Annotated in this window: 17 protein-coding genes; 3 read left to right on the forward strand and 14 right to left on the reverse strand. The window is 70.4% G+C overall.

Translation table 11 applies throughout. The annotated features are described in order from the left end of the window. Positions 1–7 precede the first annotated feature (7 nt). The 11 genes from KFLA_RS23035 to KFLA_RS23085 all read right to left on the reverse strand — a co-directional run bounded on the left by KFLA_RS23035 (position 8) and on the right by KFLA_RS23085 (position 14,321). Positions 8–1,393, reverse strand: a complete 1,386-nt coding sequence (locus KFLA_RS23035) for an amidase (RefSeq protein ID WP_012922224.1) — start codon at positions 1,391–1,393, stop codon at positions 8–10. 58 nt (positions 1,394–1,451) lie between these two features. Beyond that, positions 1,452–2,405, reverse strand: a complete 954-nt coding sequence (locus KFLA_RS36865; RefSeq protein ID WP_083792909.1) for an SDR family NAD(P)-dependent oxidoreductase — start codon at positions 2,403–2,405, stop codon at positions 1,452–1,454. A 3-nt stretch (positions 2,406–2,408) separates the two neighbouring features. After that, positions 2,409–4,004 carry an aldehyde dehydrogenase family protein gene (locus KFLA_RS23045; RefSeq protein ID WP_012922226.1) on the reverse strand — a complete coding sequence of 532 codons (1,596 nt, stop codon included), beginning with the start codon at positions 4,002–4,004 and terminating at the stop codon, positions 2,409–2,411. After that, entirely contained in the window at positions 4,001–4,945 is a 945-nt protein-coding gene (locus tag KFLA_RS23050) for an ATP-binding cassette domain-containing protein (RefSeq protein WP_012922227.1), read from the reverse strand. The genes KFLA_RS23045 and KFLA_RS23050 overlap by 4 nt, the downstream gene beginning before the upstream one ends. Beyond that, positions 4,938–5,921 carry an ABC transporter ATP-binding protein gene (locus tag KFLA_RS23055; RefSeq protein WP_041290410.1) on the reverse strand — a complete coding sequence of 328 codons (984 nt, stop codon included), beginning with the start codon at positions 5,919–5,921 and terminating at the stop codon, positions 4,938–4,940. The genes KFLA_RS23050 and KFLA_RS23055 overlap by 8 nt, the downstream gene beginning before the upstream one ends. A 191-nt stretch (positions 5,922–6,112) precedes the next feature. Then, on the reverse strand, positions 6,113–6,937 hold the full coding sequence (locus KFLA_RS23060) for an ABC transporter permease (RefSeq protein WP_012922229.1): 825 nt from the start codon (positions 6,935–6,937) through the stop codon (positions 6,113–6,115). Beyond that, a complete protein-coding gene (locus KFLA_RS23065) occupies positions 6,934–7,881 on the reverse strand; it encodes an ABC transporter permease (protein ID WP_012922230.1) in 948 nt (315 codons plus the stop codon). Before KFLA_RS23065 ends, KFLA_RS23060 begins: the two co-directional genes overlap by 4 nt. Further along, positions 7,878–9,389 (reverse strand): ABC transporter substrate-binding protein, encoded by a 1,512-nt coding sequence (locus KFLA_RS23070; RefSeq protein WP_012922231.1) that lies wholly within the window; start codon positions 9,387–9,389, stop codon positions 7,878–7,880. Before KFLA_RS23070 ends, KFLA_RS23065 begins: the two co-directional genes overlap by 4 nt. A gap of 191 nt (positions 9,390–9,580) precedes the next feature. Next, on the reverse strand, positions 9,581–10,636 hold the full coding sequence (locus KFLA_RS23075; RefSeq protein ID WP_012922232.1) for a type IV toxin-antitoxin system AbiEi family antitoxin domain-containing protein: 1,056 nt from the start codon (positions 10,634–10,636) through the stop codon (positions 9,581–9,583). 184 nt (positions 10,637–10,820) lie between these two features. Then, positions 10,821–11,438: a hypothetical protein gene (locus KFLA_RS38425; protein ID WP_012922233.1), complete on the reverse strand. Its 618-nt coding sequence runs from the start codon at positions 11,436–11,438 to the stop codon at positions 10,821–10,823. Between the two features lie 261 nt (positions 11,439–11,699). Then, the gene (locus KFLA_RS23085; protein ID WP_012922234.1) at positions 11,700–14,321 is read right to left on the reverse strand and encodes an MXAN_6230/SCO0854 family RING domain-containing protein; all 2,622 of its coding nucleotides are present in this window, start codon (positions 14,319–14,321) and stop codon (positions 11,700–11,702) included. A gap of 439 nt (positions 14,322–14,760) precedes the next feature. Between KFLA_RS23085 and KFLA_RS23090 the strand changes: the two genes are divergently transcribed. After that, entirely contained in the window at positions 14,761–16,008 is a 1,248-nt protein-coding gene (locus KFLA_RS23090) for an MFS transporter (RefSeq protein WP_012922235.1), read from the forward strand. Between the two features lie 70 nt (positions 16,009–16,078). On the opposite strand, the gene KFLA_RS39035 is transcribed toward KFLA_RS23090, so the two are convergent. Continuing rightward, a complete protein-coding gene (locus KFLA_RS39035; protein ID WP_237706574.1) occupies positions 16,079–16,387 on the reverse strand; it encodes a hypothetical protein in 309 nt (102 codons plus the stop codon). Here KFLA_RS39035 and KFLA_RS23100 point away from each other — a divergent pair. Further along, on the forward strand, positions 16,386–17,714 hold the full coding sequence (locus KFLA_RS23100; protein ID WP_148256711.1) for a GGDEF domain-containing protein: 1,329 nt from the start codon (positions 16,386–16,388) through the stop codon (positions 17,712–17,714). The genes KFLA_RS39035 and KFLA_RS23100 overlap by 2 nt on opposite strands. Before the next feature lie 94 nt (positions 17,715–17,808). Here KFLA_RS23100 and KFLA_RS23105 read toward each other — a convergent pair whose 3' ends face one another. Together KFLA_RS23105 and KFLA_RS23110 are read right to left on the reverse strand one after the other, a co-directional pair. Continuing rightward, positions 17,809–18,162, reverse strand: coding sequence for a hypothetical protein (locus tag KFLA_RS23105; RefSeq protein WP_012922238.1), 354 nt, complete (start codon positions 18,160–18,162; stop codon positions 17,809–17,811). Between the two features lie 69 nt (positions 18,163–18,231). After that, the gene (locus tag KFLA_RS23110; RefSeq protein WP_012922239.1) at positions 18,232–19,206 is read right to left on the reverse strand and encodes a zinc-binding dehydrogenase; all 975 of its coding nucleotides are present in this window, start codon (positions 19,204–19,206) and stop codon (positions 18,232–18,234) included. Positions 19,207–19,322: 116 nt separating this feature from the next. Between KFLA_RS23110 and KFLA_RS23115 the strand changes: the two genes are divergently transcribed. Beyond that, a complete protein-coding gene (locus KFLA_RS23115; protein WP_272941264.1) occupies positions 19,323–22,271 on the forward strand; it encodes a DEAD/DEAH box helicase in 2,949 nt (982 codons plus the stop codon). The last annotated feature ends 9 nt before the right edge of the window (positions 22,272–22,280 follow it).

The raw sequence follows: 22,280 nt of genomic DNA on the forward strand, positions 1-22,280 counted from the left end.
CTCCGCCTCAGCCGGCGAGGGGTGGGACGCGGGTCGGGGTGTGCTCGGCGATGAACGCCGCCAGGGTGAGCGCCGCGTGGTCGGCGAAGCGGGGGGCGGCGATCTGCAGGCCGATCGGGAGGCCGGTGGTGGTCCAGCCGCAGTTGACGGAGAGGGCGGGGTGGGCGGACATGTTGTACGGGACGGTGAAGGCGATGTGTTCGAAGGGCTTCAGGGGGTCGTTGGTCGGGTAGGCGAGCTCGGCCTGGAACGCGGAGATGGGGGCGACCGGCGAAATCAGGAAGTCGTAGTCGGCGAAGGCGGTGTCGACGGCGGTGGCCATCACCTGCATCTGCGAGTAGCCGTGGAAGACGTCGAAGGGGGTGAGGTCGGCGGCGGTGGACACCCAGCGGCGAATCTCGGGCAGGACCTTGGCGCGGCGGTCCTCGGGCAGTGCGGCGATGTCGAAGGCGGAGCGGGTGCGCCAGAAGCGGTCCAGGCCGTCGAGCATGGTGCGGTCGATGATCGGCGGGATCGGATCGATGGTGGCGCCGGCCGCTTCGAGGGCTGAGGCCGCGGCAGAGACTGCGGCGGCGATCTCGGAGTCGACGGGCAGGCCGAGGCCAGCGTCGAGGAGCAGGCCGATGCGGAGGTTGTCGATCACCAGCGTCGAGGTGGTTGAGGCGGGTAGCGGCGGCAGCGAGGTGGGGTCGCGGCGGTCGGGGCCGGACAGGACGTCCAGGGTCAGGGCTGCGTCGGCCGCAGTACGGGCAATGGGGCCGATCGCTCTGCCGGGGTACGGGGTGCCGACGGCCACTCGGCCGTGGGTGGGCTTGAGGCCGACGACGCCGCACCAGCCGGCGGGGAGGCGGATCGAACCGCCGATGTCGGTGCCGAGGTGGATCGGTCCGTACCCGGCTGCGGCGGCCGCGGCAGCGCCGGCACTCGAACCGCCCGCAGTCTTGGTGAGGTCCCAGGGGTTGCGGGTGAGGGGATGGAAGCTGGAGACGCCGGAAGACAGCATGCCGTACTCGGGCATGGTCGTCTTGGTGAAGATGACCGCTCCGGCGGCCCGGAGACGGGCTGCGGCGGGCGCGTCCTCGATGGCTGGGATCAGCTCCGTGGCGGCGGTGCCTTGGGGAACGGGCGTGCCGCGGGTGGCGATGTTCTCTTTGACGGTGACCGGTACGCCGTCGAGCGGGCCGGCCGGTTCGCCGCGCCGCCAGCGGGCCTCGGACCCGCCCGCTGCCTCGCGAGCCGCGGTCGGATCGAACGCATAGGTGGCAGCCAGCTTCGGCTCGAGCTCCTCGACCCGGGCGATCACGGCGTCGATGACCTCAACGGGAGAGAGCGCTTTCTCGCGGTAGTGCGCGATCAGCTCGACCGCGGTGAGGTCGGCGGGGTTCTCGGTCATGCGCGGCTCCAGCGGTTCGATGGTCCGGGCGGTCGGTCAGGGGGGCTCGGCGACGCGGTCAGTTCGGTGGGTCGAAGCGGCCGTCGATCGCGGTCCAGCCGCCGTCGACGGGCAGGACGGAGCCGGTGACGAACGTCGACGCGTCGGAGGCGAGGTAGACGACGGCGCCGGCGAGCTCGTCGGGCGTGGCCCAGCGAGCGAGCGCGCTCTTCGCGGCGTAGGCGGCGTACCAGTCGGGGTCGGCCTTGATCTGCTCGGTGAGCGGGGTCTCGACAACACCGGGGGCGATCGCGTTCACCCGGACGCCGCTGGGGCCGAACTCGGCGGCGGCGGTGCGCAGCAGCTGGACGAGACCGGCTTTGGTTGCCGCGTACACCGACTGTCCGGGCTCGACCGTCGTCGCCCGGATCGAGCTGAAGCCGATGATGCTGCCACGACCGCGTTCGGTCATCGGCCGGCCGAACGCGCGGATCAGGTCGAACGACGCCCGGAGGTTGAGCGCGACGACGCGGTCGAACTCGTCGCCGGAATAGTCGAGGATCCGCTTCCGTACGTTCGTGGCGGCGGTGAAGACCAGGACGTCGACGTCACCGAGCTCCTGGGCTGCCGCGGACACCGCGTCCGGGTCGAGCACGTTCAGCTCGTACGCCGTGAGCTTGCCGCTGGTCGGCTTACCGGCGGTGTGCCGATCCGTTGGCTGGGGGGTCAGCGCGGAGCCGGTGCTGCTTTCCGCTGCCTTGGGGGTCGGCGCGGAGCCGGTGCTGCTTTCCGCTGCCTTGGGGGTCGGCGCGGAGCCGGTGCTGCTTTCCGCTGGCTGGGTGGTGGTGGAGCTGCTGCCGAGTTCGGCTGTTTGCTGGGCGGCCGGGAGGTTCTGGTCGGCGCAGGTGACGTGGGCGCCTTGGGCTGCCAGGGCGAGGGCGGCTTCGCGGCCGATGCCGCTGCCGGCGCCGACGACCACGGCGTGCCGGCCGTCGAGGCGGAACAGGTGCGCGTAGTCGCGGGTCACAGGCACCTCTCAGAGGTTCGGGCGGATGATCGCCATCCGGGTGGTGGTGAGTTCCTCGATCGCGAAGCGGGGACCTTCCCGGCCGGTGCCGGAGTCCTTGACGCCGCCGTACGGCATCACGTCCGACCGGAAGCCCGGCACCTCGTTGATCACCACTCCCCCGACGTCGAGCTGGTCGATGGCGGCGAACGCGATGGCGAGCGAGGACGTGTAGACGCTGGCGTGCAGGCCGTAGCGGGTCTCGTTGACGGTTCGGAGCGCGGTCGCGAGATCCGGGACCGAGCGGATCGCGATCACGGGGCCGAAGATCTCCTCGTCCCAGGCACGCTGGCCGTGCGGGAGGTCGAGCAGCACGGTCGGGCCGACGATCGGGCGACCGTTGCTAGGAGCAACCTCCGTACGGTGGACCAGGGTGGCCCCGGCGGTGACGGCGTCGTCGATCCAGTCGTTCACCCGGGCGGTGGAGCGTTCGTCGATCAGCGCGGAAACCCGGGTTGCGGGATCTCGGGGATCGCCGACCACCACCGCGTCCAGGCGCGGAGTCAGCTCGGCGAGCAAGGCGGCGCGGACCGACTCGACCACGATGACGCGCTGGACACTGATGCAGGCCTGGCCGGATGCGTAGTACCCACCCCGTACGACGGCGTCGGCGGCCGCGGCCAGGTCGGCGTCCTCGGCGACGACGAGGGCGGAGTTGGAGCCGAGTTCGAGCAGGACCTTCGTGGGGGCGGCGTCGCGGGCGATCTGGTGACCGACGGCGGCCGAACCGGTGAAGGAGACGGCGCCGATCCGCCGATCCGTGGTGAGCGTGGAACCGACCTCCACTCCCCCGGTGACCAGCTGTACGGCGGACGCGGGGCCACCGGCGGCGATGAGCGCTTCGCGGACGAGGTGGACGAGCCAGAGCGTGGCGAACGGAGTCTGCGGAGCGGGCTTGACGATCACCGGGCAACCGGCCGCGAGAGCAGGAGCGAGCTTGTGCGCGGCGAGCAGCAGCGGATAGTTGAACCCGGTGATGCCGATGACGACGCCGATCGGCTTGCGGACCCAGAACCCGATCAGGCCGTCGCCGCTCGGGAGGAGATCGAGCGGAACGGTTTCGCCGTGCAGGCGGGCGACCTCCTCGGCGGCGGTCTGGAGGGTGAGCAGGGTGCGGTCGAGCTCGACGCGGCAGTCGACCAGGGGCTTGCCGGTTTCCAGGACGAGCAGGTCGATGAAGGCGTCGCGGTGGGCGGAGATCGCGGAGAGCGCTCCCTGGAGCGCGGACCTGCGGAGATGCGAGGGCAGGCGGCCTGTCTCGGAACGGACTGAGAGCGCGTTCTCGAGGGCTTGCTGAGCCAGGGGGATGTCGCCGACCGGGGCGTCGGCGACCACGGAGCCGTCGTACGGGAAGAGGACGGGGGCGGTGGTGGGAGTCTCCACCCAGGAGTCACCGATGGGCAGGCCGGAGGGGAACGAGAGGCTGCGCCGCGCGGTGTCCGGAGAGTCTGGGCTGACGCTGGACGAAGAACCTGGATGGGTGGAAGGGCTCGGGTCGGGCGGAGAGTCGGCGGCGGGTGGCGAGGTGCGGCCCGATGCGGCGTGGCTGGGGTCGGTGGGCGTCATGCTGGGGCTCCCTTCGGGGGGTCGGGAGTGGTGAGGAGGTCCGCGGTGGTGGCGCCGGCCAGCGCTTTGGGCAGCGTGGGGATGGCGGACACGAGGCGGCGGGTGTAGCGGTGGCGGGGCGCGGCGTACACCTCGCCGGTGGTGCCGGTCTCGACGATCTCGCCGGCGTGCATGACGGCGACGCGGTCGCAGACGTGCCGGACGACGGACAGATCGTGGGAAACGAAGACGAGGGTGAGGTTCAGTTCGTCGACCAGGTCGGAGATGAGGTTGAGGACCTGGGCTCGCACGGAGACGTCGAGAGCGCTCACTGGTTCGTCGGCGACGAGGATCTTCGGGTTCGGGGCCAGCGCTCGGGCGATGGAGATGCGCTGGCGCTGACCGCCGGAGAACTGGTGAGGGTAGCGGTCACCGGCGTCGGCGGACAGGCCGACGGCGTCGAGCAGTTCGCGGACGCGCTGGCCGGAGGCGGGGTGGCCTTGCACGACGAGCGGTTCGGCGATGATGTCGCGGACACGCATCCTGGGGTCGAGCGAACTCATCGGGTCCTGGAAGACGAGCTGCAGGTTCTCGCGGAGGAAGCGGAGACGGCGTTCGGGCAGACGGGTGATGTCGGTGCCGTCGACAACCACCTGGCCCGAGGTGGCGCGGTCGAGGGCGGCGATGATGCGGAGCAGGGTGGACTTGCCGCAGCCGGATTCGCCGACGATGCCGAAGCGCTCGCCGGGCCGGACCTCGAGGCTGACGCCGCGGAGCGCTCGGACGACTTCGGCGCGTTTCAGCAGGGAGGTGCGGGGGCGGGGGTAGTTGCGGACGAGGTCGGTGACCGTGATGAGTGGTTCGGTGCCGCCGTTGGGGCGGTGTGCGATGAACCGGTCGACGGGGGTTGGGCGGTGGAGGGCGCTCACGCCGGTGCGATCGGTGGAGTTGGGGTCAGGCATCGGGCGCTCCGGCGGGGTGGTGACAGGCGAAGCCTTGGGCGGAGGTGCCGGTCCAGGCAGGCGTGGTCGCGCAGATGTTGGTGGCATGGGTGCAGCGGGTGCGGAAGACGCAGCCGTCGGGGAACTGACCGGCGGGTGGAACGTTGCCGGGGATCGTGGGAAGGCGTGGACGGTCGCCGTCGACGACCGCGCTGCCGGCGAGCGGGCCGGAGTCGGCTGATTCCAGGTCGGACGCGGCCAGCAGACCTTGGGTGTAGCGGTGCCGAGGACGGGTGAACACCTCGGTCACCGGCCCGGACTCGACCACCCGGCCGCCGTACATGACGAGGACTCGTTGGCAGACGGTCGCGACGACGGCGAGGTCGTGGGTGATGAAGAGCAGGGCGGACTCGCGGGCGGCCACTCCGCGCAGAATCAGATCCAGCACCATGGCCTGGACTGTGACGTCCAACGCCGTGGTGGGCTCGTCGCAGATGAGGAGTGCGGGGTCGTTGGCCAGGGCGATGGCCAGGACGACGCGTTGGCGCTGGCCGCCGGAGAGTTGGTGCGGGTAGGCGCGATCGGTGCCCTGGAGTTGGACGCGTTCGAGCAGTTCGACGGCCGCCGTACGAGCTGCTCGGCGGTTGCGGTGGGTGCGGTGGATCAGCATGGCTTCGGCGATCTGGTCGGCGATGCGCATGGTGGGATTGAGGGCGGTCATCGGTTCCTGGAAGACCATGGCGAGGTGGCGGCCGCGGATGCGGGACATCCGGCGTTCGCGGGCGCCGATGAGATCGTGGTCGATGCCGGCGAGGCGGATGGAACCGGTGGCGGAGACGTCCTCGGGCAGCAGGCCGAGAATGCTCAGGGCGGTCAGGGACTTGCCCGAACCTGATTCGCCGATCAGTCCGACCCGCTCCCCTGGGCCGACGGTCAGGTCGACGTCGTTGACCAGGACTTGGGTACGCACTCCGACGGTCAGGCCGCGGACGGTCAAGACGTTGCGGTCGGCGGCGGTCGACGTTTCCTCAGTACTTGTGGCGTCGCCAGGAACCGCAGCGTCGCCAGGAGCCGCAGCGTCGCCAGGAGCCGCAGCGTCGCCAGGAGCCGCAGCGTCGCCAGGAGTCGCGGCGTCGTGAGGAGCCGTGGCGTCCGGCCGGGAGTCCGCGGGGGTGTCGTCGACGGCGGTCATCGGCGGTCCTCGAGCTTGGGGTCGAAGCGGTCTCGCAGGCCGTCGCCCAGCAGGTTGAAGCCGAGCACGGCCAGCGCGATCGCCAGGCCTGGGAACAGCGCCAGTCGCGGAGCGCTGAAGAGGAATTCCTGGCTTTCCTGCAGCATCCGGCCCCAGGACGGCGTCGGCGGTGGGGTGCCGTAGCCGAGGAAGGACAAGGCAGCCTCGGCCAGTACGGCGATTGCGAACGACACCGAGGCCTGAACGGTGATCAGGCTGACCACGTTCGGCAGGACGTGCCGGCCGGCGATCGGAAGTGGGCGGCGGCCGGCGGCGCGGGCGGCGAGCACGTACTCGGTGCGCATCACCTGCAGCGAGCCGCTTCGGATCACCCGCGCGAAGCTCGGCACCGTGGCGATGCCGATCGCGACCATCGCCGTCAGGGTGCTCGCTCCGAACACCGCGCCGAACATGATCGCCAGCAGCAGCGCGGGGAACGCGAGCAGCAGGTCGTTCGCCCGCATGATCAGCTCGCTGGACCAGCGCGGGCTCATCGCCGCCAGGATTCCGAGCGGTACGCCGATCAGGGCCGCGACCCCGACCGCGACCAGCCCGACGAACAGCGTGGTCCGCGACCCGACCATGAGCTGGCTGAGGATGTCCCGGCCGAACTTGTCGGTCCCGAGCCAGTGCTCCCACGACGGCTCGGCGAGCCGCCCCGCCGGGTCGACCAGCGTCGCGTCGTACGGGGTCCAGACGAAGGAGAGCAGCGCGACCAGCACGATCGAGGCGACGATCGCGCCGCCGACGAGCAGGCTCGGGTTCAAGCGGCGGCGTCTCATCGGCTCACCCGCAGGCGCGGATCGAGCGCGACGTACAGCAGGTCGACGAGGAAGTTGACCACCAGCACCGCGACCACCAGCACCATCACGACGTCCTGAACCATCAGCAGGTCACGGCTGGAGACGCCGTCCAGTAGCAGGCTGCCAAGGCCGGGGATGACGAAGACGCGCTCGACCACGACCGCACCAATCAGCAGAGTGGCGAGCTGCAGACCGAGGACCGTGACCACGGGCACTGCGGCGTTGCGCAGTCCGTGCCGCCACAGCGCCGGGAACGGTCGCAGTCCCTTGGCTCGCGCGGTTCGCAGATAGTCCTCGCGCAGTACGTCGAGCACCGCGCTGCGCACGTACCGGGTGAGCACAGCGCCCTGCACGAGCCCAAGCGACAACGCCGGAAGGGCCAGTTGCTTCATGAACATGACGGGGTCCTCCGCCGGTGGCGTCCAGCCGTTCGCCGGCAGCCAGCCGAGCTTCACCGCGAACACCATGATCAGCAGGATCCCGGCCAGGAACGCCGGGACCGCGACGCCGACCTGCGAGAGCGCCGAGAGCGCGAGCCCGGAGAGCTTGCGGTGCCGGGCCGCCATCACCGTGCCGGCCGGCGCCGCGACCAGCAGTGCGATCACCATCGCGGTGACGACCAGCCACGCGGTCACCTGGAACCGGTCGGCGATCTGCGGGCCGATCTCCGCCTTGGAGATGTAGGAGATGCCGAAGTCGCCCTGCAGCAGGCCGCCGAGCCAGTCGACGTACTGCGTGGTCAGCGGCCGGTCCAGCCCGAACTGACGGCGCAGCTCGGCGACCGCGTCCTCGGAGGCGTTGACGCCGAGCGCTACGCGGGCGGGATCGCCAGGAAGCACGGCCAGGAAGGCGAAGACCAGCACCGAGCTGACCGCCAGGCTGACCAAGAGCACGACGGTGCGCTCGACCAGGCGAAGGATCATCGCGACAACGTGGACAGGTCGAGCGACTCGGTGATCGCATTCTGCGGGAGGCCCTTGAGATCCTTGTCGGCGACCATCAGGTTCGGCAGCAGGAACAGCCAGTCCGCGGCAGCCTGGTCGGACAGCCGCTTGGCCGCCTTCTTCATCTCGGCGACCTGGGTGGCCTCGTCACCGGCGTCGGCCGCGGCGAGCGCCTGCTGCAGCGTCGGGTCGTCGTATCGGGTGTAGTACTTCGCGTTGAACACCGCGCCCAGATCGCGCGGCTCGACATGCGCGATGATCGACATGTCGTAGTCCGCGTTCTTCAGGACGGCGGTCAGCCAGGCGGCGGGGAATTCCAGCTGGTCGATCTGCACCTTCAGCCCGGCCTGCTCCAGCTGGCTCTTCACCACCTGGCCGCAGGAGGTTGCGTACGGCAACGTCGGCAGCCGGAGCCGCAGCGTCTTACCGGTTGCCCCCGCTGCCTGCAGCAACGACTTCGCCTTCGGCAGGTCGTACGGCGCGGCGCTGGTCAGGTCCTCGTACCAGGGGTCGGTGGGCGGCACCATGCTGCCGATCAGCTTGCCGCGGCCGGCCCAGCAGGTGTCGAGCAGCGCCTTGTGGTCGATCGCGGCCCGGATCGCCTGCCGTACCCGGATGTCCTTGAGCACGGGCCGGGAGTTGTTGAACGACAGCAGCACCTCGCCGTTCGTCGTGCCCTCGATCACCTGGTACTTGTCGTTGCTGGTGAACTGGCTGAGCGCCTCCGGCGCCTGGACGGTGCCGATCACGTTGATCGTGCCGGTGAGCAGCGCGTTGTTCAGCGCGGTCGGGTCCTTGAAGTACTTCAGCGTGACCTGGCCGAAGTGCGGCTTGGTTCCCCAGTAGTCGTCGTTGCGCTGCAGCACGATGGAGTCGCCGCGCTTCCACGAGCCGAACGTGTACGGACCGGTGCCGACCGGTTCGGTGGCGAGCTTGTCCACGCCGGTCTTGGAGAACATCGCGCCGATCCGGGTGGTCATCCGGAACAGCCAGTCGTTGCTCGGCTTCGCCAGCGTGACCTGCAACTGCGTCGGCGAGACCGCCTTCGCGGATTGGACGACGTCCATCGCGGCCTTCAGCGAGGTGGTCCAGCTGGTCTTGACCCGGTCGATGCTGAACACGGCGTCGTCGGCGGTGAAGGCCTGCCCGTTGCTGAACTTCGCGTTGTCGACCAGCGTGAACGTATACGTCTTGCGGTCCGGCGACAGGGTCCACGACTTCGCCAGGTCCGGCACGATCTTGCCGGACTCGTCCTGCTTGACCAGCCCGTTGTAGACGTTGCCGAGCAGTGCCTGCGGGATCGCGGCGCCGTCGGTGGTGGTGAAGTCGAGGCTGGCCGGCTCGGCGACCAGCCCGATCGCGAGCGACTGGGTAGCACCGGGCGAACCCGATCCCGAGGACGAGCCGGCGCCCGCCGAGCAGGCCGTCACGGCCAGCAACGCGGCCGACCCGAGCAGCGCGACCACGGGGCTGAGATACGACTTCACGCGAGAACTCCTGAGCTGGTCGGAGCAGGGGACGAGAACGTGGCTCCCAGTCTGCCGCCCGGCGAGCCGGAGCCCCGGAGGCACGCCCTCGATCGAAACCGGTTCCCTAGATTCGCCGGGTGGCCAGAAGGTGTCAAGCCGACTTCCGGCGCCCTGGTCTGCAGCGGGTGTGCCGCGGCTGACGTCTGGTGTCATGAGTGCACCGGAGTCTCATCACTGCTGCCGTGGACGGCGTCAGTCGTGGTCGGAGGCGTTACTCGGGCGAGGGGTTGTTGGGTGCTTCGGTGGATGGCGCGGCTGAGGCGGGCGACGAAGGTGGTTGGGTCGTCGAGGTCGGTCCAGGTTGCCCGGACGACCTGGTAGCCGAGGTCGCGGAGCTGATCCTCGCGCAACTTCTCCGCAACCAGTGCCTGACGGCTGTCGTACTTGCCGACGCCGTCGAACTCGATCACGACGTTCCACTCCCGCAGCAGGAGATCGACACGGGCGACGAAGGTCCCGGAGCGATCCACGATGACGGCCTGCGGCACGGCGGGTGGCAACCCCAGGTCGGCGAGCAGAACGCGCATCCGGGACTCGCCGACCGACTCGGACCTGCCGTCGCCGAAGGCGAGTGCGCGTTGAGCTGTGCGTACGCCTCGCTGCCGGCCGAAGCGCCGCAGCATCTCCCGTAGTTGATCGCGGTCGGCCAACCCGCCCCGCAGCGCGGCATCGACCACCGACACCGCTGTCGGGTAGGGCACAGAGCGGATCGCCTCGACGACGGCCCGCGGCGCCGACGTCACCTGAGTGTCGTCGATGGTGGCCACCTCCGTCACCGGTGGTTGAGCGGCGTGCTGGCACAGAGTCCGGCCGGATCGGCCCGGGCCCGCCCGCCTCGTGACGTGAACTCGGCTCAGATCGACCTCCGAGATCTGCAGTCCGTGCAGCAGCAGCGCGGATTGATGACTGACCACAGCTCGACCTCCCAGGCGATGGAAGTAGGCCTTCGCAGCGCGGACGTGCAGCCACGCCGCCCGTTCCCACGGAGGCAGCGACTCGTCCGCGCTGCCGACCTCGGCGTACGCTCCGCGTCGGACGCGCGTCCAGCGGCCGGCGCGGACCCGTTCGCTGATCTCGGCGTCGGAGTATCCCGCCGCGACGGCATCCGTCCGGTCGAACCATCCACCCCGTCTGGCCGCGATGGCCGCAAGTTGTCTGTTCACGCCCTTAATGTGCACCTGCTCCAGCCGCCGTCGGCCTGCCATCTACCACCTGTGGACAGGGCCGCTGGCGCGCCCGGTGACGGCTGGCGCGGTTGATGACCGCTGGCGCCGCGTACGACGTCAGCGGTCACCCGTCACGCCAGTCATCGCGCGAGGTGGCAGCCGTGGGGGCGGGGCGGGCGGGGCCGGCGGGGTGGGGGTGGGAGGGAGTGGGGGTGGGGAGGGGTTAGGTGGTGTGTTCTATGACGCGGACTCGGGGGACTTTGAGTTCGGTGCGGGCTCGGGCGGTCCAGTTGGAGCAGACGAAGCGCGCGGCTGTTTCCGGCCAGGCGACGACGACCACCTCTCGGCTCTTGGTGCTTGCGACGAGCTTGCGGAGCGCCAGCAGGACCTCGCCGTGGGTGATCGACACGGTGACCTGGCCGGGGTTGCGGCCGCGCAACCGGCGCGCGCTGTGCTCGATCACCGAGGCCAGGTCGAACCGCGGGTCCGCGAGCGCTGTCGCGGTCGTCGTCCGGCCCGGCGTACTGCGGCCGCTGGCGGTCCGGTCCGTCAGCATCGGGGCGGTCGCCGCCTGGGCAGTTGCCGTTTGCGCGGTCGCAGCTTGGGCGGATGCGGTTTCGGCGGTCCTGGTTCTGGCCGGCGAGGACGTCGACAGCCCGGCGACGTCCGCGAAACTGGACCCGAGCAGAGCCATCGGCCCGGCGAGTCCTTCGGTTGGATGGCTGGAGACGAGCAGGTGGTAGTCCACCACCTCGTCGTACCGTGCGTGCAGGGCGGCGACCCGTGCTGCGTCGCCCTCGCTCATCTCGCGTTCGATGAGCACCACCACGTTGTACGTCATGCGTGGCTCCCTTCGCCGACCCTTCCTTTGTACTCCGCTCGTTCGGTCCCGTCGCGGGTCAAGAGGTACTCGTCATCGGAATGTCAGCTTTGAAGGCTGCTGCGGTGGGAACGGCTGCGTTCTGTGCTGGTGGCGAGGCGCCAACTGTCGTCGGGGCGTCGTTGGAGCCCGCAACCGGTGGGTGGGAGCGGGCAGCGTTGTGAGCGACGCAGGAGCAAACGCTGTCGCCGGCATGGGGCCGACGGACCAGCCGGCGTCCACCTAGTGGGTCGTCAGGCGGGCTCGTAGGTCCGGCGTGAGAGGGGCCAGGAGAGCCGGCGCGGGGATGAGCTCGTGGACGGTGGCGTCGAGGAGTTGGGGGTGCAGCGCGTAGACCGTCGCGCCGGCGGGCGGAGTGAGGTTTTCGGGGGTGAGGACGGCGATGAAGTCGGCGCGCTGGGCGGCGTCGGTGTCCCAGACGCGGTCGGGTTCGCGGCGGGTGGTCAGGCGGTGGGCGAAGGTGGTGACGTCCTCGGCAGGGTCGCGGACGTAGCCGACGACGGAGCCGTCGGCGCATCGGACGACGACCTCGTCGGTGCGCGCGGCCGCGTGCCAGCAGGCGATCTCCCACAGGGAGACTCGGTCTCCGGCGCCGTGTACCTCTTCCATCGCGGCCGCGATGACCGCCAGTTGGCCGGCGTACCGGGACACGCTGTGGCCGTAGCCGGCTGCGCTGAGGTTGACGTCGTACCAGCGGAGTTCCTTCGTCTCCAGGTCGACGCCGAAGGGCAGCAGGATCTTCGCCGGGCCGGCGAGGTCGAACCGCTCCTCGACCGCCGCCGGGTCGAACAAGCCCGACGGTCGGCGCATCACCCCGGCGAAGCCTCGGTGCAGCCGGTCGAACGGCACGTTGTTGTAGCTGAAGACGACAGGCAGCAGGTACCGTCCGCCGATTCGGCGTACGGCGGTCAGGTCGAGGTCGACGAACTCGGTCGCGCCTAGTGGAGCAGGCGCCGCGGTGAGGTCGCCCGAGTGCACCAACGCGTCCTGGTCGAACCGGAGTCGGGTGTAGTCGCACAGGCCGATGAACTGCCACTCGGTGTCGTAGACAGCGACGGACAGGTCCAGGTCGACTCGTTGGCCGGGCTGCTGCATCCAGTGGAGGAAGAGCCGTAGCTCGTCGTCGACGGGGATGGGTTGAGCGCTGCCGCGGGTCATCCGGAGCAGGGTGGAGGAGGCAGCTCGCTCGGATCCGGGAGCGGCAAGGCGACCCAGCTCCTCGTCCAGGAAGGCGCGGCGGAGTGGGGGCAGACTGCTTGCTCGCCGCAACATCTCGGCGACGAGGACGCCGGAAAGGGCTGCGGCGAGTGGGGCTGGGAGTGGTTCGCGGTCATCGACGGTGGTCCAGATCCGGCTGGTGCCGCCGCGTGGGAAGAACAGGCGGAGGCCGCCCGGAGACGTGCGGACCTGGCCCAGCGCTGCCGTCAGCACCATCGGCGACACGTCCGAGACCGCAGTGCCGAGGGCTTCGACCAGTACGCCGTGCGCGTCGGCCGGCAGCGCCCGCGCCAGCTGCACCAGTCGCCGAACCAGCTCCCCCGGTCGTTGGCGCAACAGATCGAGCGCCACGCCCGGACGGTCCGCCGCGAAGGCCCCTTCTACCCGGCTTGCGAACGTCCGCATCACCAGGCGCACACCGGCCGGCCGAATGCCGACAGCGCCGTCGCGGGCGCCTGAGCCGACCGCATCGACCGCCTCCGAAGGCTCGAGGTGAATCAGCGGATGCCGGGCAGCCTGAGCGAGGATCGCTCGATGCGCGGGAGCCGTCGCGTCCAGCGTGGTGCGACGGATCAGGGCGAAGGCGAGCGCCGCGGTCGGGTAGCGGATGGCGTGCTCGAAGGGGTGCAGGTTTTCGGCGATCCGCTTCCAGGCGCGTTCGTGCCGGAGCAGGTCGTCGATGAGCGCCTCCAGCGGCATCCGGTCGAGCCGCGCCAGCACCGTACGGCGGATCGCGCGCGGCAGCGACTGCCGGCGTACGGGCGCTGTCCGCAGGCCGGGATCGGCCTTCATCAGGGCGTAGAGAAGGCGCAGTGCGTCGGTCGCGGTCTCAACCAGGTCGTCGACGAGCTCCGGGTACGCCGGAAGCAGGGTCGCCAGCACAACGGCCCGGGTTTCGCGGACCGGGATCGCAGCGGGCAACCACGACCGGTCGGCGTCGCGCAGGAGCACCGCCAGATCGGTGCGATCGACAACGGACAGGGGTGACCGCCGGGCAAGGAGCTCAGTTGCGGTGGTCCGCGCAGCGTCGTCCGGCCCGAGGCTCAGCAGCCGGAGGCGATCGGCGTCGGCGGGAGCCGGCACGTCGTCGTAGGCCGGCTCCAGGAACGGGTCGTCCGGATCGATCCGGCGCAGGCAGAGAGGGCACGCACTGAGGTCGGAGCCGTCCCAGCACGTCCGGCAAACCAGATGGGCGCAGGGTGATACCGCACGGACCGTGCCGACCTCGCCGCAGAGTACGCAGGGCTGCTCGGGCTCTTGCAGCAGGCGGGCGAAGACGCGGTTGACGTAGAAGGTCTCCGTGTTGCCGGGCACGCTCTCCGGGAAGCCGCGGAACAGGGGGACGTGTGAGGCGGAGGCGCCCGACTCCCGGTCGAGCAGCGCGAGCAGATCGCGGCCGAAGCCGGTCAGCGCGAGTGGGTTGAGGCCGGAGCAGTACCGGTAGAGCGGGACCGACATCAGGAAGCCGCGCTGGATCAGCTCGGCCTGCAGCGCACCCAATCCGGCCTGGGTGGTCAGCGGCCGCTTCAACCACTGCCACGCGGAGCGGCGTACGGGCGGGGTCAGGCGAACGGCGTCGACGAGCCGTCGGCGGCGCAGCAGCACCTCGGCGAGCGCGTCGGCCATCGGGCCTCCCGGGGTTGCGGGCGGGCGGGACACAAGCGCCAGGGGCGGAGAGCGAACGCGCTACCAGGCCTGGTGAAGGAGAAGGAAGCACGTCCAGGAGCCGCCCCTGGCACGAAGAACGCTACCGGTCGGCACCGACAGTTTCCTGTCGATCGGGAGGGGGCCGCGACGCTGGGGCAGTCACTCGACCCGGATCACGAACGCCCGGGGAGTCAGCTCCGGTACCAGGGTCGGGGCCGCCCCGCCCAGACCCCGGTACCAGAGGATTCCAGAGTAGACGTAGCACCCAAACCAGCCGCCACCGGGTGCCGAGTCGTTACCGATTCGCCGTACCACGTTCCTGGCCCGCCGCGGCTGCGAGCAACCTCACGCCGAAGGGTTACCCCTGAGCGTTACAGCGGGCAGGTGTGGCAGCACGGATTGTGGTTAAGGTCTCTGCATGGTCGGTGGGGTGGTCGAGCGTGCGCGCTGGCGGGATGTCTTCGGGCATTCCGAGTTCAGGGCGTTGTTCGTGGCCGGCATCCTCTCGGTGGCCGGCGACCAGCTCGCCCGCGTCGCCCTGTCGGTCCTGGTCTACGAGCGCACCGAGTCGGCGGGACTGACAGCTCTCACCTATGCCCTGACCTACGTGCCGGACCTGCTGTTCGGCCCGCTGCTGGCGGGATTCGCCGACCGGTACCCGCGCCGGACGGTGATGATCGTGACCGACCTGGCGCGAGCCGTCATCGTCGCGGCGATGGCGATCGAGGCGCTGCCGCTCTGGGTCGTGATCGGGCTGCTGCTGGCTCTGCAGGCCTTCGGCTCACCGTTCAACGCCGCGCGGGCCGCGACGCTGCCGGTGGTCCTGCCGGGCGACCACTATGTGCTGGGCAAGGCCGCCAACGACATGGTGGTCCAGTTCAGTCAGGTGCTCGGGTTCGGCACCGGCGGCGTGATCGTCGTGGCGGTGGGCGTCTCGGGCGGCCTGCTGCTCGACTCGGGGACGTTCCTGCTGTCGGCTTTGCTGATCGCGCTCGGCGTCCGTCGTCGCCCGGCCCCGACGGACGTGGACGAGGCCGGCGACGGGCCGAGGCGTAGCTACTTCCAGGACCTGGCCGCCGGCACCTCCCTCGTACTCCGTACGCCGAAGCTGCGCGCCCTGGTGGCGCTGGCAACGATCGCGGGCTTCTACGTGACCGTGGAGGGCCTCGCGGTGCCGTACGCCGACGACATCGGCCAGGGCAAGGAGGCAGCGGGCCTGCTGCTGGCCGCCAGTCCGGCCGGAGCCGTGCTGGGCATGTGGCTGATCACGCTGTGGCCGCCAGAGCGCCGGATGAAGCTCATCGGCCCCCTGGCGGTGTGCGCGTGCGTGCCGCTCGTGTTCTGCGCGTTGGAGCCGGGTCTGCTGCCCACCGTCGGGTTGTGGGCGCTCTCCGGCCTCGCGTCGGCGTACCACCTGCCGACCAGCGCGGCCTTCGTCCAGGCGGTGCCGGACCACCAGAGAGGTCAGGCCTTCGGGGTCGCGAGCACGGCGCTGAAGAGCAGCCAAGGGCTCGGCATCCTGCTCGCGGGCGCGCTGGCAGAGCCCCTCGGCGCTCCTCTCGCTCTGGCGGTGATGGGTGCTGCCGGTACTTTCGCGGCGGTCGCGGCGGGCGCTGCCTGGGCACGCGCACACCGGGCGTCGGCCGACCCCGCGAAATCACGATGAGGTAAATCTCGAATACCGGTCCGGAATCACCGGGTTTGAACGTAAGGGCACCGTAAAGATTTACCGACCGTCACCAGTCGTTGCCACCCTGTACGACATTTCCGGCGAACCAGTCGTTACCGCCGCCGACGAACCAGTCGTTACCACCGGTGAACCAGTCGTTACCGCCCTGGAACCAGTCGTTTCCGCCCGTGAACCAGTCGTTGCCACCGGCGAACCAGTCGTTGCCGTGACCCGTGCCGCGCGTCGTCTTAGCCATGTTTCTCGACCCTTTCGAAACAGATGATTGAGGATTACCCCCAGTCCCGGGGGTGACCTGACGTGAACAGACCGTTACGATGAACTCATAACCGCTCAGAGTGAACAGTGTGAGGCTCATGATGATTCTGATCGGTCGGAGCAGTTGGGTGCCACCCCGGCAATGGAAGCTCTGGTCGCTGCCGCCCGCGGCGTTGGGATATGTGATCGCGGTCGACCTGGTCGCGGTCCTGATCACCGTGCTCGCGGCCCGGTCGTCGCTGCTCGGCGGACCGATCAGCGACGCCGAGTGGACCGCCTTCGCGGTGCTCGCCGTCGCCTCGACGCTGCACCTCGAATCCGCGCGCGGCATCGAGCGGCGCCGGGAACTGGCCGCCAACACCTCCCCGCACACGAACCTCAAGTGCCTCTGGGTCTTCGCCAGCCTGCTGCTGCTGCCGCTGTCGCTGGTGATCCCGCTGGTCGTCCTGGCGTACGTGTACTCGTGGTTCCGGGTCTACGGCCGCAAGATCGCGCACCGCAAGGTCTTCTCCACCGCGACCTACATCCTCGCCAGCGCCGCGGCCGCGGCCGTCCTGCGCGCCGGTGGACTGGTGTCGGAGCCGCGGCTGCCCACCGACTTCTGGTCGCTGCTGGTCGTGCTGGCCGCCGGTGCGACCTGGTGGCTGGTCAACTACGCGCTGGTGATCGGCGCGATCCTGCTGTCCTCCCCGGATGCCACCGCCCGCGACGCGCTCGGTGAGCTGTCGCACCAGCTGGTCATCTGCGCGGGACTGGGCCTGGGTATCGCCATCGCCGCGGTCCAGTCGTCGTACCCGTGGGTGGTTCCGGTCCTGATGGTGACCGTGCTCGCGCTGCACCGCGACCTGCTGCTGCCGCAGTACCAGCGGGCGGCGGGCGTCGACGTGAAGACCGGGCTGGCCACACCGTCGTACTGGGCCAACGCCGTACCGGCCGAGCTGGCGCGGGCGGAGTCCCTGCGCAGCAGCGTCGGGCTGCTGATGCTCGACCTGGACAAGTTCAAGGAGATCAACGACACCTACGGGCACCCAGCCGGTGACCGGGCACTGAAGGCCGTCGGTGAGAGCGTGCGCGCCGAGGTGCGCCAGGGTGACCTGGTTGCTCGCGTTGGTGGCGACGAACTGGCCGTGCTGCTGCCCGGTGCGTCCGAGAGCGAGGTGCTCGAGATCGCCGAGCGCATCCGTGACCGTCTCAGCACGCTGGCCGTGTCCGTCGACACCGCCGCCAACCGCACTGCCGTCATCAGCGGCGTACCGGCCTCGTTCGGTGCGGCTGTCTACCCGGATGTCGCCGGCACGATGGACCAGCTGGTGCTGGCCGCCGACAACGCGCTGCTGACCGCGAAGCGCGGTGGACGTAACCAGATCGTCTCCGCACGGCCCAACCCGCCGCTGGACCGTGCCGACCACCAGGTCGGCGACCACTGATCCGTTGCCGCATGCACCGGTCAGAGTGATGTCGCCGGCCGTCGCGGTACGACGTACGCCGGTACCCGCCGGCCGGAAGCGGGTCCCGGCCGGTTCAGGCGTGGTCGCCGTCGAGGAGCTTGTGCAACTCCGCGACGGCCTTGGTGATGTCGTCGTAGTCCTGCTGGGCCGCCCGTGACTCGGCGCTGATCACTCCGCAGCGGTGCAGCCGGCGGAAGTCGCCGTACGGGAACTTGTGGCGGCCCTTGGTCTCTTCGCTCTTCTCGGTGTCGATCCCGAGGTACCACCGGCCGTAGTCGTCCCAGCCGTGCTTGTCCAGGTAGTCGTTCTCCTGGTCCGCGGTCGGGGCGTGCTCGCTCCAGTCGTCCCGCTCGTCGCGCTTGGTCTGGCCCTGCTTCACCAGGTGCTTGGCGTGCTCGAATGCTCGCTGGTTCAGTTTGACGGTCATCACGATCCTCCTCCGAACCCTTCGCTGACCACCCGGTGCCCGGAGGCACCGGGTGGCTAACCGACGGGGTCACTGGATCCGGATCAGCGCCTTGCCCACCAGTTGGCGGCCGGTCATCGCGCGGTGCGCGTCGGCCAGCTGATCGAGCGGGAACACCCGGTCGATCACCGGGGCCACGTCGCCGCGTGCTGCCCGGTCGAGGACCTGGGCGGTGGTGACGGTCGTCGAGGTGGTGTCGGCGCGGAGGTCCACGATGCCCTTGACGGTGATGCCACGCCGCTCAGCCTCCGCCTCGTCGTAGGGCGCGAACCCGCCACTCGCCGCTCCGTGCGCGGAGAACCAGCCGCCGTCGGCGACGATCTCGAACGCCGTTGCGCCGAGCGCTCCCCCGGCCCCCTCGAACACGACGTCGGGTCCGTGCCCGTCGGTTGCTTCCAGCACCTGCTTGTCCCAGCCCGGCTCGGCGTAGTCGACCACCACGTCGGCGCCCTGAGCCTTCACCAGGTCGAGCTTGGCGCGGCCGCGGGCGGCGCCGATGACCTGCGCGCCGGCCCGGTGAGCGAGCTGGACCAGCAAGACGCCCATCCCGCCGGCTGCCGCGGTCACCAGCACCTTGCGGCCGGCCAGGGCGGGGACGAGCTCCTCCAGCATGAGCGCGGTGATTCCGTCGCCCGCCACAGCGACGGCCGTCTCCAGCGCGAGCCCGGCGGGCAGTTCTTGCAGGTTTTCGGCCGGCGCGACAACCTGCTCGGCGTGGGCACCGAAGGATGCTGTCCGGCCGACGACGGTCTTGCCGATCCAGTCCGCACCGACTCCCTCGCCCACGGCACGCACGACGCCGCCGAAGGAGTTGCCGGGCACGTACGGCGGGGTGACGTCGAAGAAGCCGCCGTGCGCGCCCTCACGGATCGCGGTCTCGACGAAGATCAGATCGGTCAGCTCGACGTCGATCAGCGCCTCCCCTGCACCGGGCGCGGGGGCCGGCAGGTCCTGGATCTCGATGACCTCGGGGCCGCCGAAGCGGGTCACTACTGCTGCACGCATGGATTGTCGCTCCAAAGGTTGTCACTGTCGGCTTGCAGGAGCCAGGCTGCAACCTGAACTTGCGTTGAGGTCAAGCTCAGCGCGGTTTGTCGGCGCGGGCGCGTACGCTGCGGTGGGTGGTCGAGGTGGTCTTCCTTCCCGCCGACCCGCCGCGCGCGGGCCGGTTGGCGCTGTACGGCGAAGGCCCCGCGACCTCGCTGGGAGTGGACGGCCGGGTCGAGCTCGTTCAGCCGCGCGGCGAGCGGGTGCGGCGAGTGCTGGTCCCGGCGCGGCTGCTGAGCATCACGGAGGCGGTCGAGTACTTGACGCGCGCCGACGACGAGTACGGCGTGCCGCGGTCGCCCCAGGAGCAAGGCGCAGGGCAGTCGGTCAGCCGGCGAGCTTGGGTGGCGGCGGCGTGGGCCGGGCTCGGGCTGGTCGGGCGAGGGCGGGTCGTCCCGGAGGTGAGCCCGACCGGATTCGGGGCGTGGCGGGTGGCGCCGCTGGATCCGGGCGATCGCGGGTGGCTGAAGAAGCTGGCAGACGCGATGCCGCCGTACGGGCATGCGGTGGCGGTCGAGGGTTCCCGGCCGCTGCGGCTGGTCGTGCCGGAGGACCTCGTGCGGGCGTTCTGGGACGCGCTGGCCGACACCTTGGTGCGTACGCCGGCCGCTGGGGTCGCAGTACGAGCTGGTGCCGCGGCCTTCGCGGAGTTGGAGCCGACGAAGCCGACGGGGCCGACCGATTGGCTGAGTGAGACGGCGCGGGCTGAGGAGGCCGGGGCGCGCCTGGTGCTCCGCATCGAACCGCCGCCCGACGAGTTGACCCAGCACACGCAGGACGCGGAGCACACGCAGGGCGCGGCGCACCCGCGGACCGCGCCCGCTGCGGAGAGCGATGAGCGAGCGGACGCCGAGGGTCCCCCCGCCGAGTTCCGGGCTGTGCTGCAGCTGCGCAGTGGGGTGGATCCCAGCCTGCTGGTCGACGTCGCTGACGTGTGGAGTGCGCCGCCTGCTGTCCTGGCTGCGCTCGGCGAGCGAGCGGAGACCGATCTGCTGCTGGCGTTGCGGCGCGGAGCCAGGGTGTGGCCGCCGTTGGGCACTGCGCTGGCGGATGCGGCTCCGGCGGAGATCCCGGTGGATGACGCGGCGCTGGACGAGTTGGCGGCGGACAGTACGGCGCTGGACGGCGCGGGCATCGAGGTGTTGTGGCCCGCTGAGCTCTTCGCCGGTGAGCTGGCGATCCGCGGGTCCGTGCAGGCCACGCCGACACCGGGCGCGGTCACCGGGCCGGACTTCTCCCTGCACGACCTGCTGGCGTTCAAGTGGCGGCCGACGCTCGACGGGTCGGAGCTGACCGAGCAGGAGATCTCCGCGCTGGCTGAGGCGAAGCGGCCGATGATTCGGATGCGCGGACGCTGGGTCCGGATCGACCAGGACCTCGTGCGCAAGCTGCGGCGCGGCGGGACGCGCCGGCTGACCGGCTCCGAGGCGCTCGCCGCGGCACTGACCGGCAGCATCGAGGTGGATGGAGAGCTCGTCCCGTTCGACGCCGGCGGCTCCCTGCAGACCATGCTCGACCGGCTGCGGACCGCCGAGGACCCGGAGCCGTTCGTCGAGCCGGCCGGGTTGCGGGCCACCCTGCGCGACTACCAGCGACGCGGCGTCGCCTGGATGGCGCAGCTGGCCGAGCTCGGACTGGGCGGCTGCCTCGCCGACGACATGGGCCTGGGCAAGACCATCCAGGTGATCGCGCTGCACCTCCACCTCGCCGGTCGCCGCCGTGGGCCGACGCTGGTGGTTTGCCCGTCGACACTGCTCGGGACATGGGAGCGCGAGCTGGAGCGGTTCGCCCCCGAGGTCGCCGTCCGCCGGTACCACGGAGCCGGCCGGTCGCTGAGCGATCTGGGTGACGACGAGGTCGTGCTCACGACGTACGGCGTGGTTCGGCAGGACCACCGGGTGCTCGGCGAGATCCGCTGGGGCCTGGTGGTCGCGGACGAGGCGCAGCACGCGAAGAACCCGCTGTCCCGGACCGCGCGGGCCCTCCGGACGTTGCCAGGCGCAACGAGACTGGCGCTGACCGGTACGCCGGTGGAGAACCGGCTCTCCGAGCTCTGGTCGATCCTCGACTGGTCCGCGCCGGGGCTGCTCGGCACGCTCGACCGGTTCCGCCACGACATCGCCGTACCGGTCGAGCGGTACCACGACGACGAGGCGACCGCGCGGCTGGCGCGGGTCACCCGGCCGTTCCTGCTCCGCCGCCGCAAGACCGATCCGGGCATCGCGCCGGAGCTGCCGCGCAAGACCGAGCACGACGTCGTCGTACCGCTGACGGCCGAGCAGGCGACGCTCTACCAGGCGGTCGCGCGGGAGACGCTGGCCAAGATCGAGCAGGCGCAGGGGATCGAGCGGCGCGGGCTCGTACTGAGTCTGCTGACGCAGCTCAAGCAGGTCTGCAACCATCCGGCGCAGTTCCTGCACGAGCCGGGTCCGCTCCCCCGCCGGTCCGGGAAGCTGGCGGCGCTCGACGAGCTGCTCGACGTGATCCTGGCCGAAGGCGAGTCGGTGCTGATCTTCAGCCAGTACGTCGAGATGGGCCGGCTGATCGAAGCACATCTCGCGGCACGCCAGATCGGCGCACTGTTCCTGCACGGCGGGGTCGGAGTGCGCCGGCGACAGCAGATGGTGGAGCAGTTCCAGGCAGGTGAGTCCCAGGTGTTCCTGCTCTCGCTGAAGGCTGGTGGAGTCGGGCTGACGCTGACGAAGGCGACGCATGTCGTGCACTACGACCGCTGGTGGAACCCAGCGGTCGAGGACCAGGCAACGGACCGCGCGTACCGAATCGGGCAGGACCGGCCGGTGCAGGTGCACCGACTGGTGACCGAGCACACACTGGAGGATCGGATCGCGACAGTGATCGCCGCCAAGCGTGAGCTGGCCGACGCGGTGATCGGCTCCGGCGAGGCGTGGCTCAGCGAGCTGTCCGACACAGAGCTGACTGAGCTGGTCGAGCTGTCCACCACTCCACCGAAGTCAGGCGCCGCGAGCGCGTACAACCCTTCAGCTGTTGGGAAAACTCCCTGATGAGCCCGG

This window comes from Kribbella flavida DSM 17836, from assembly GCF_000024345.1.
Taxonomy (GTDB): Bacteria; Actinomycetota; Actinomycetes; order Propionibacteriales; family Kribbellaceae; genus Kribbella; species Kribbella flavida.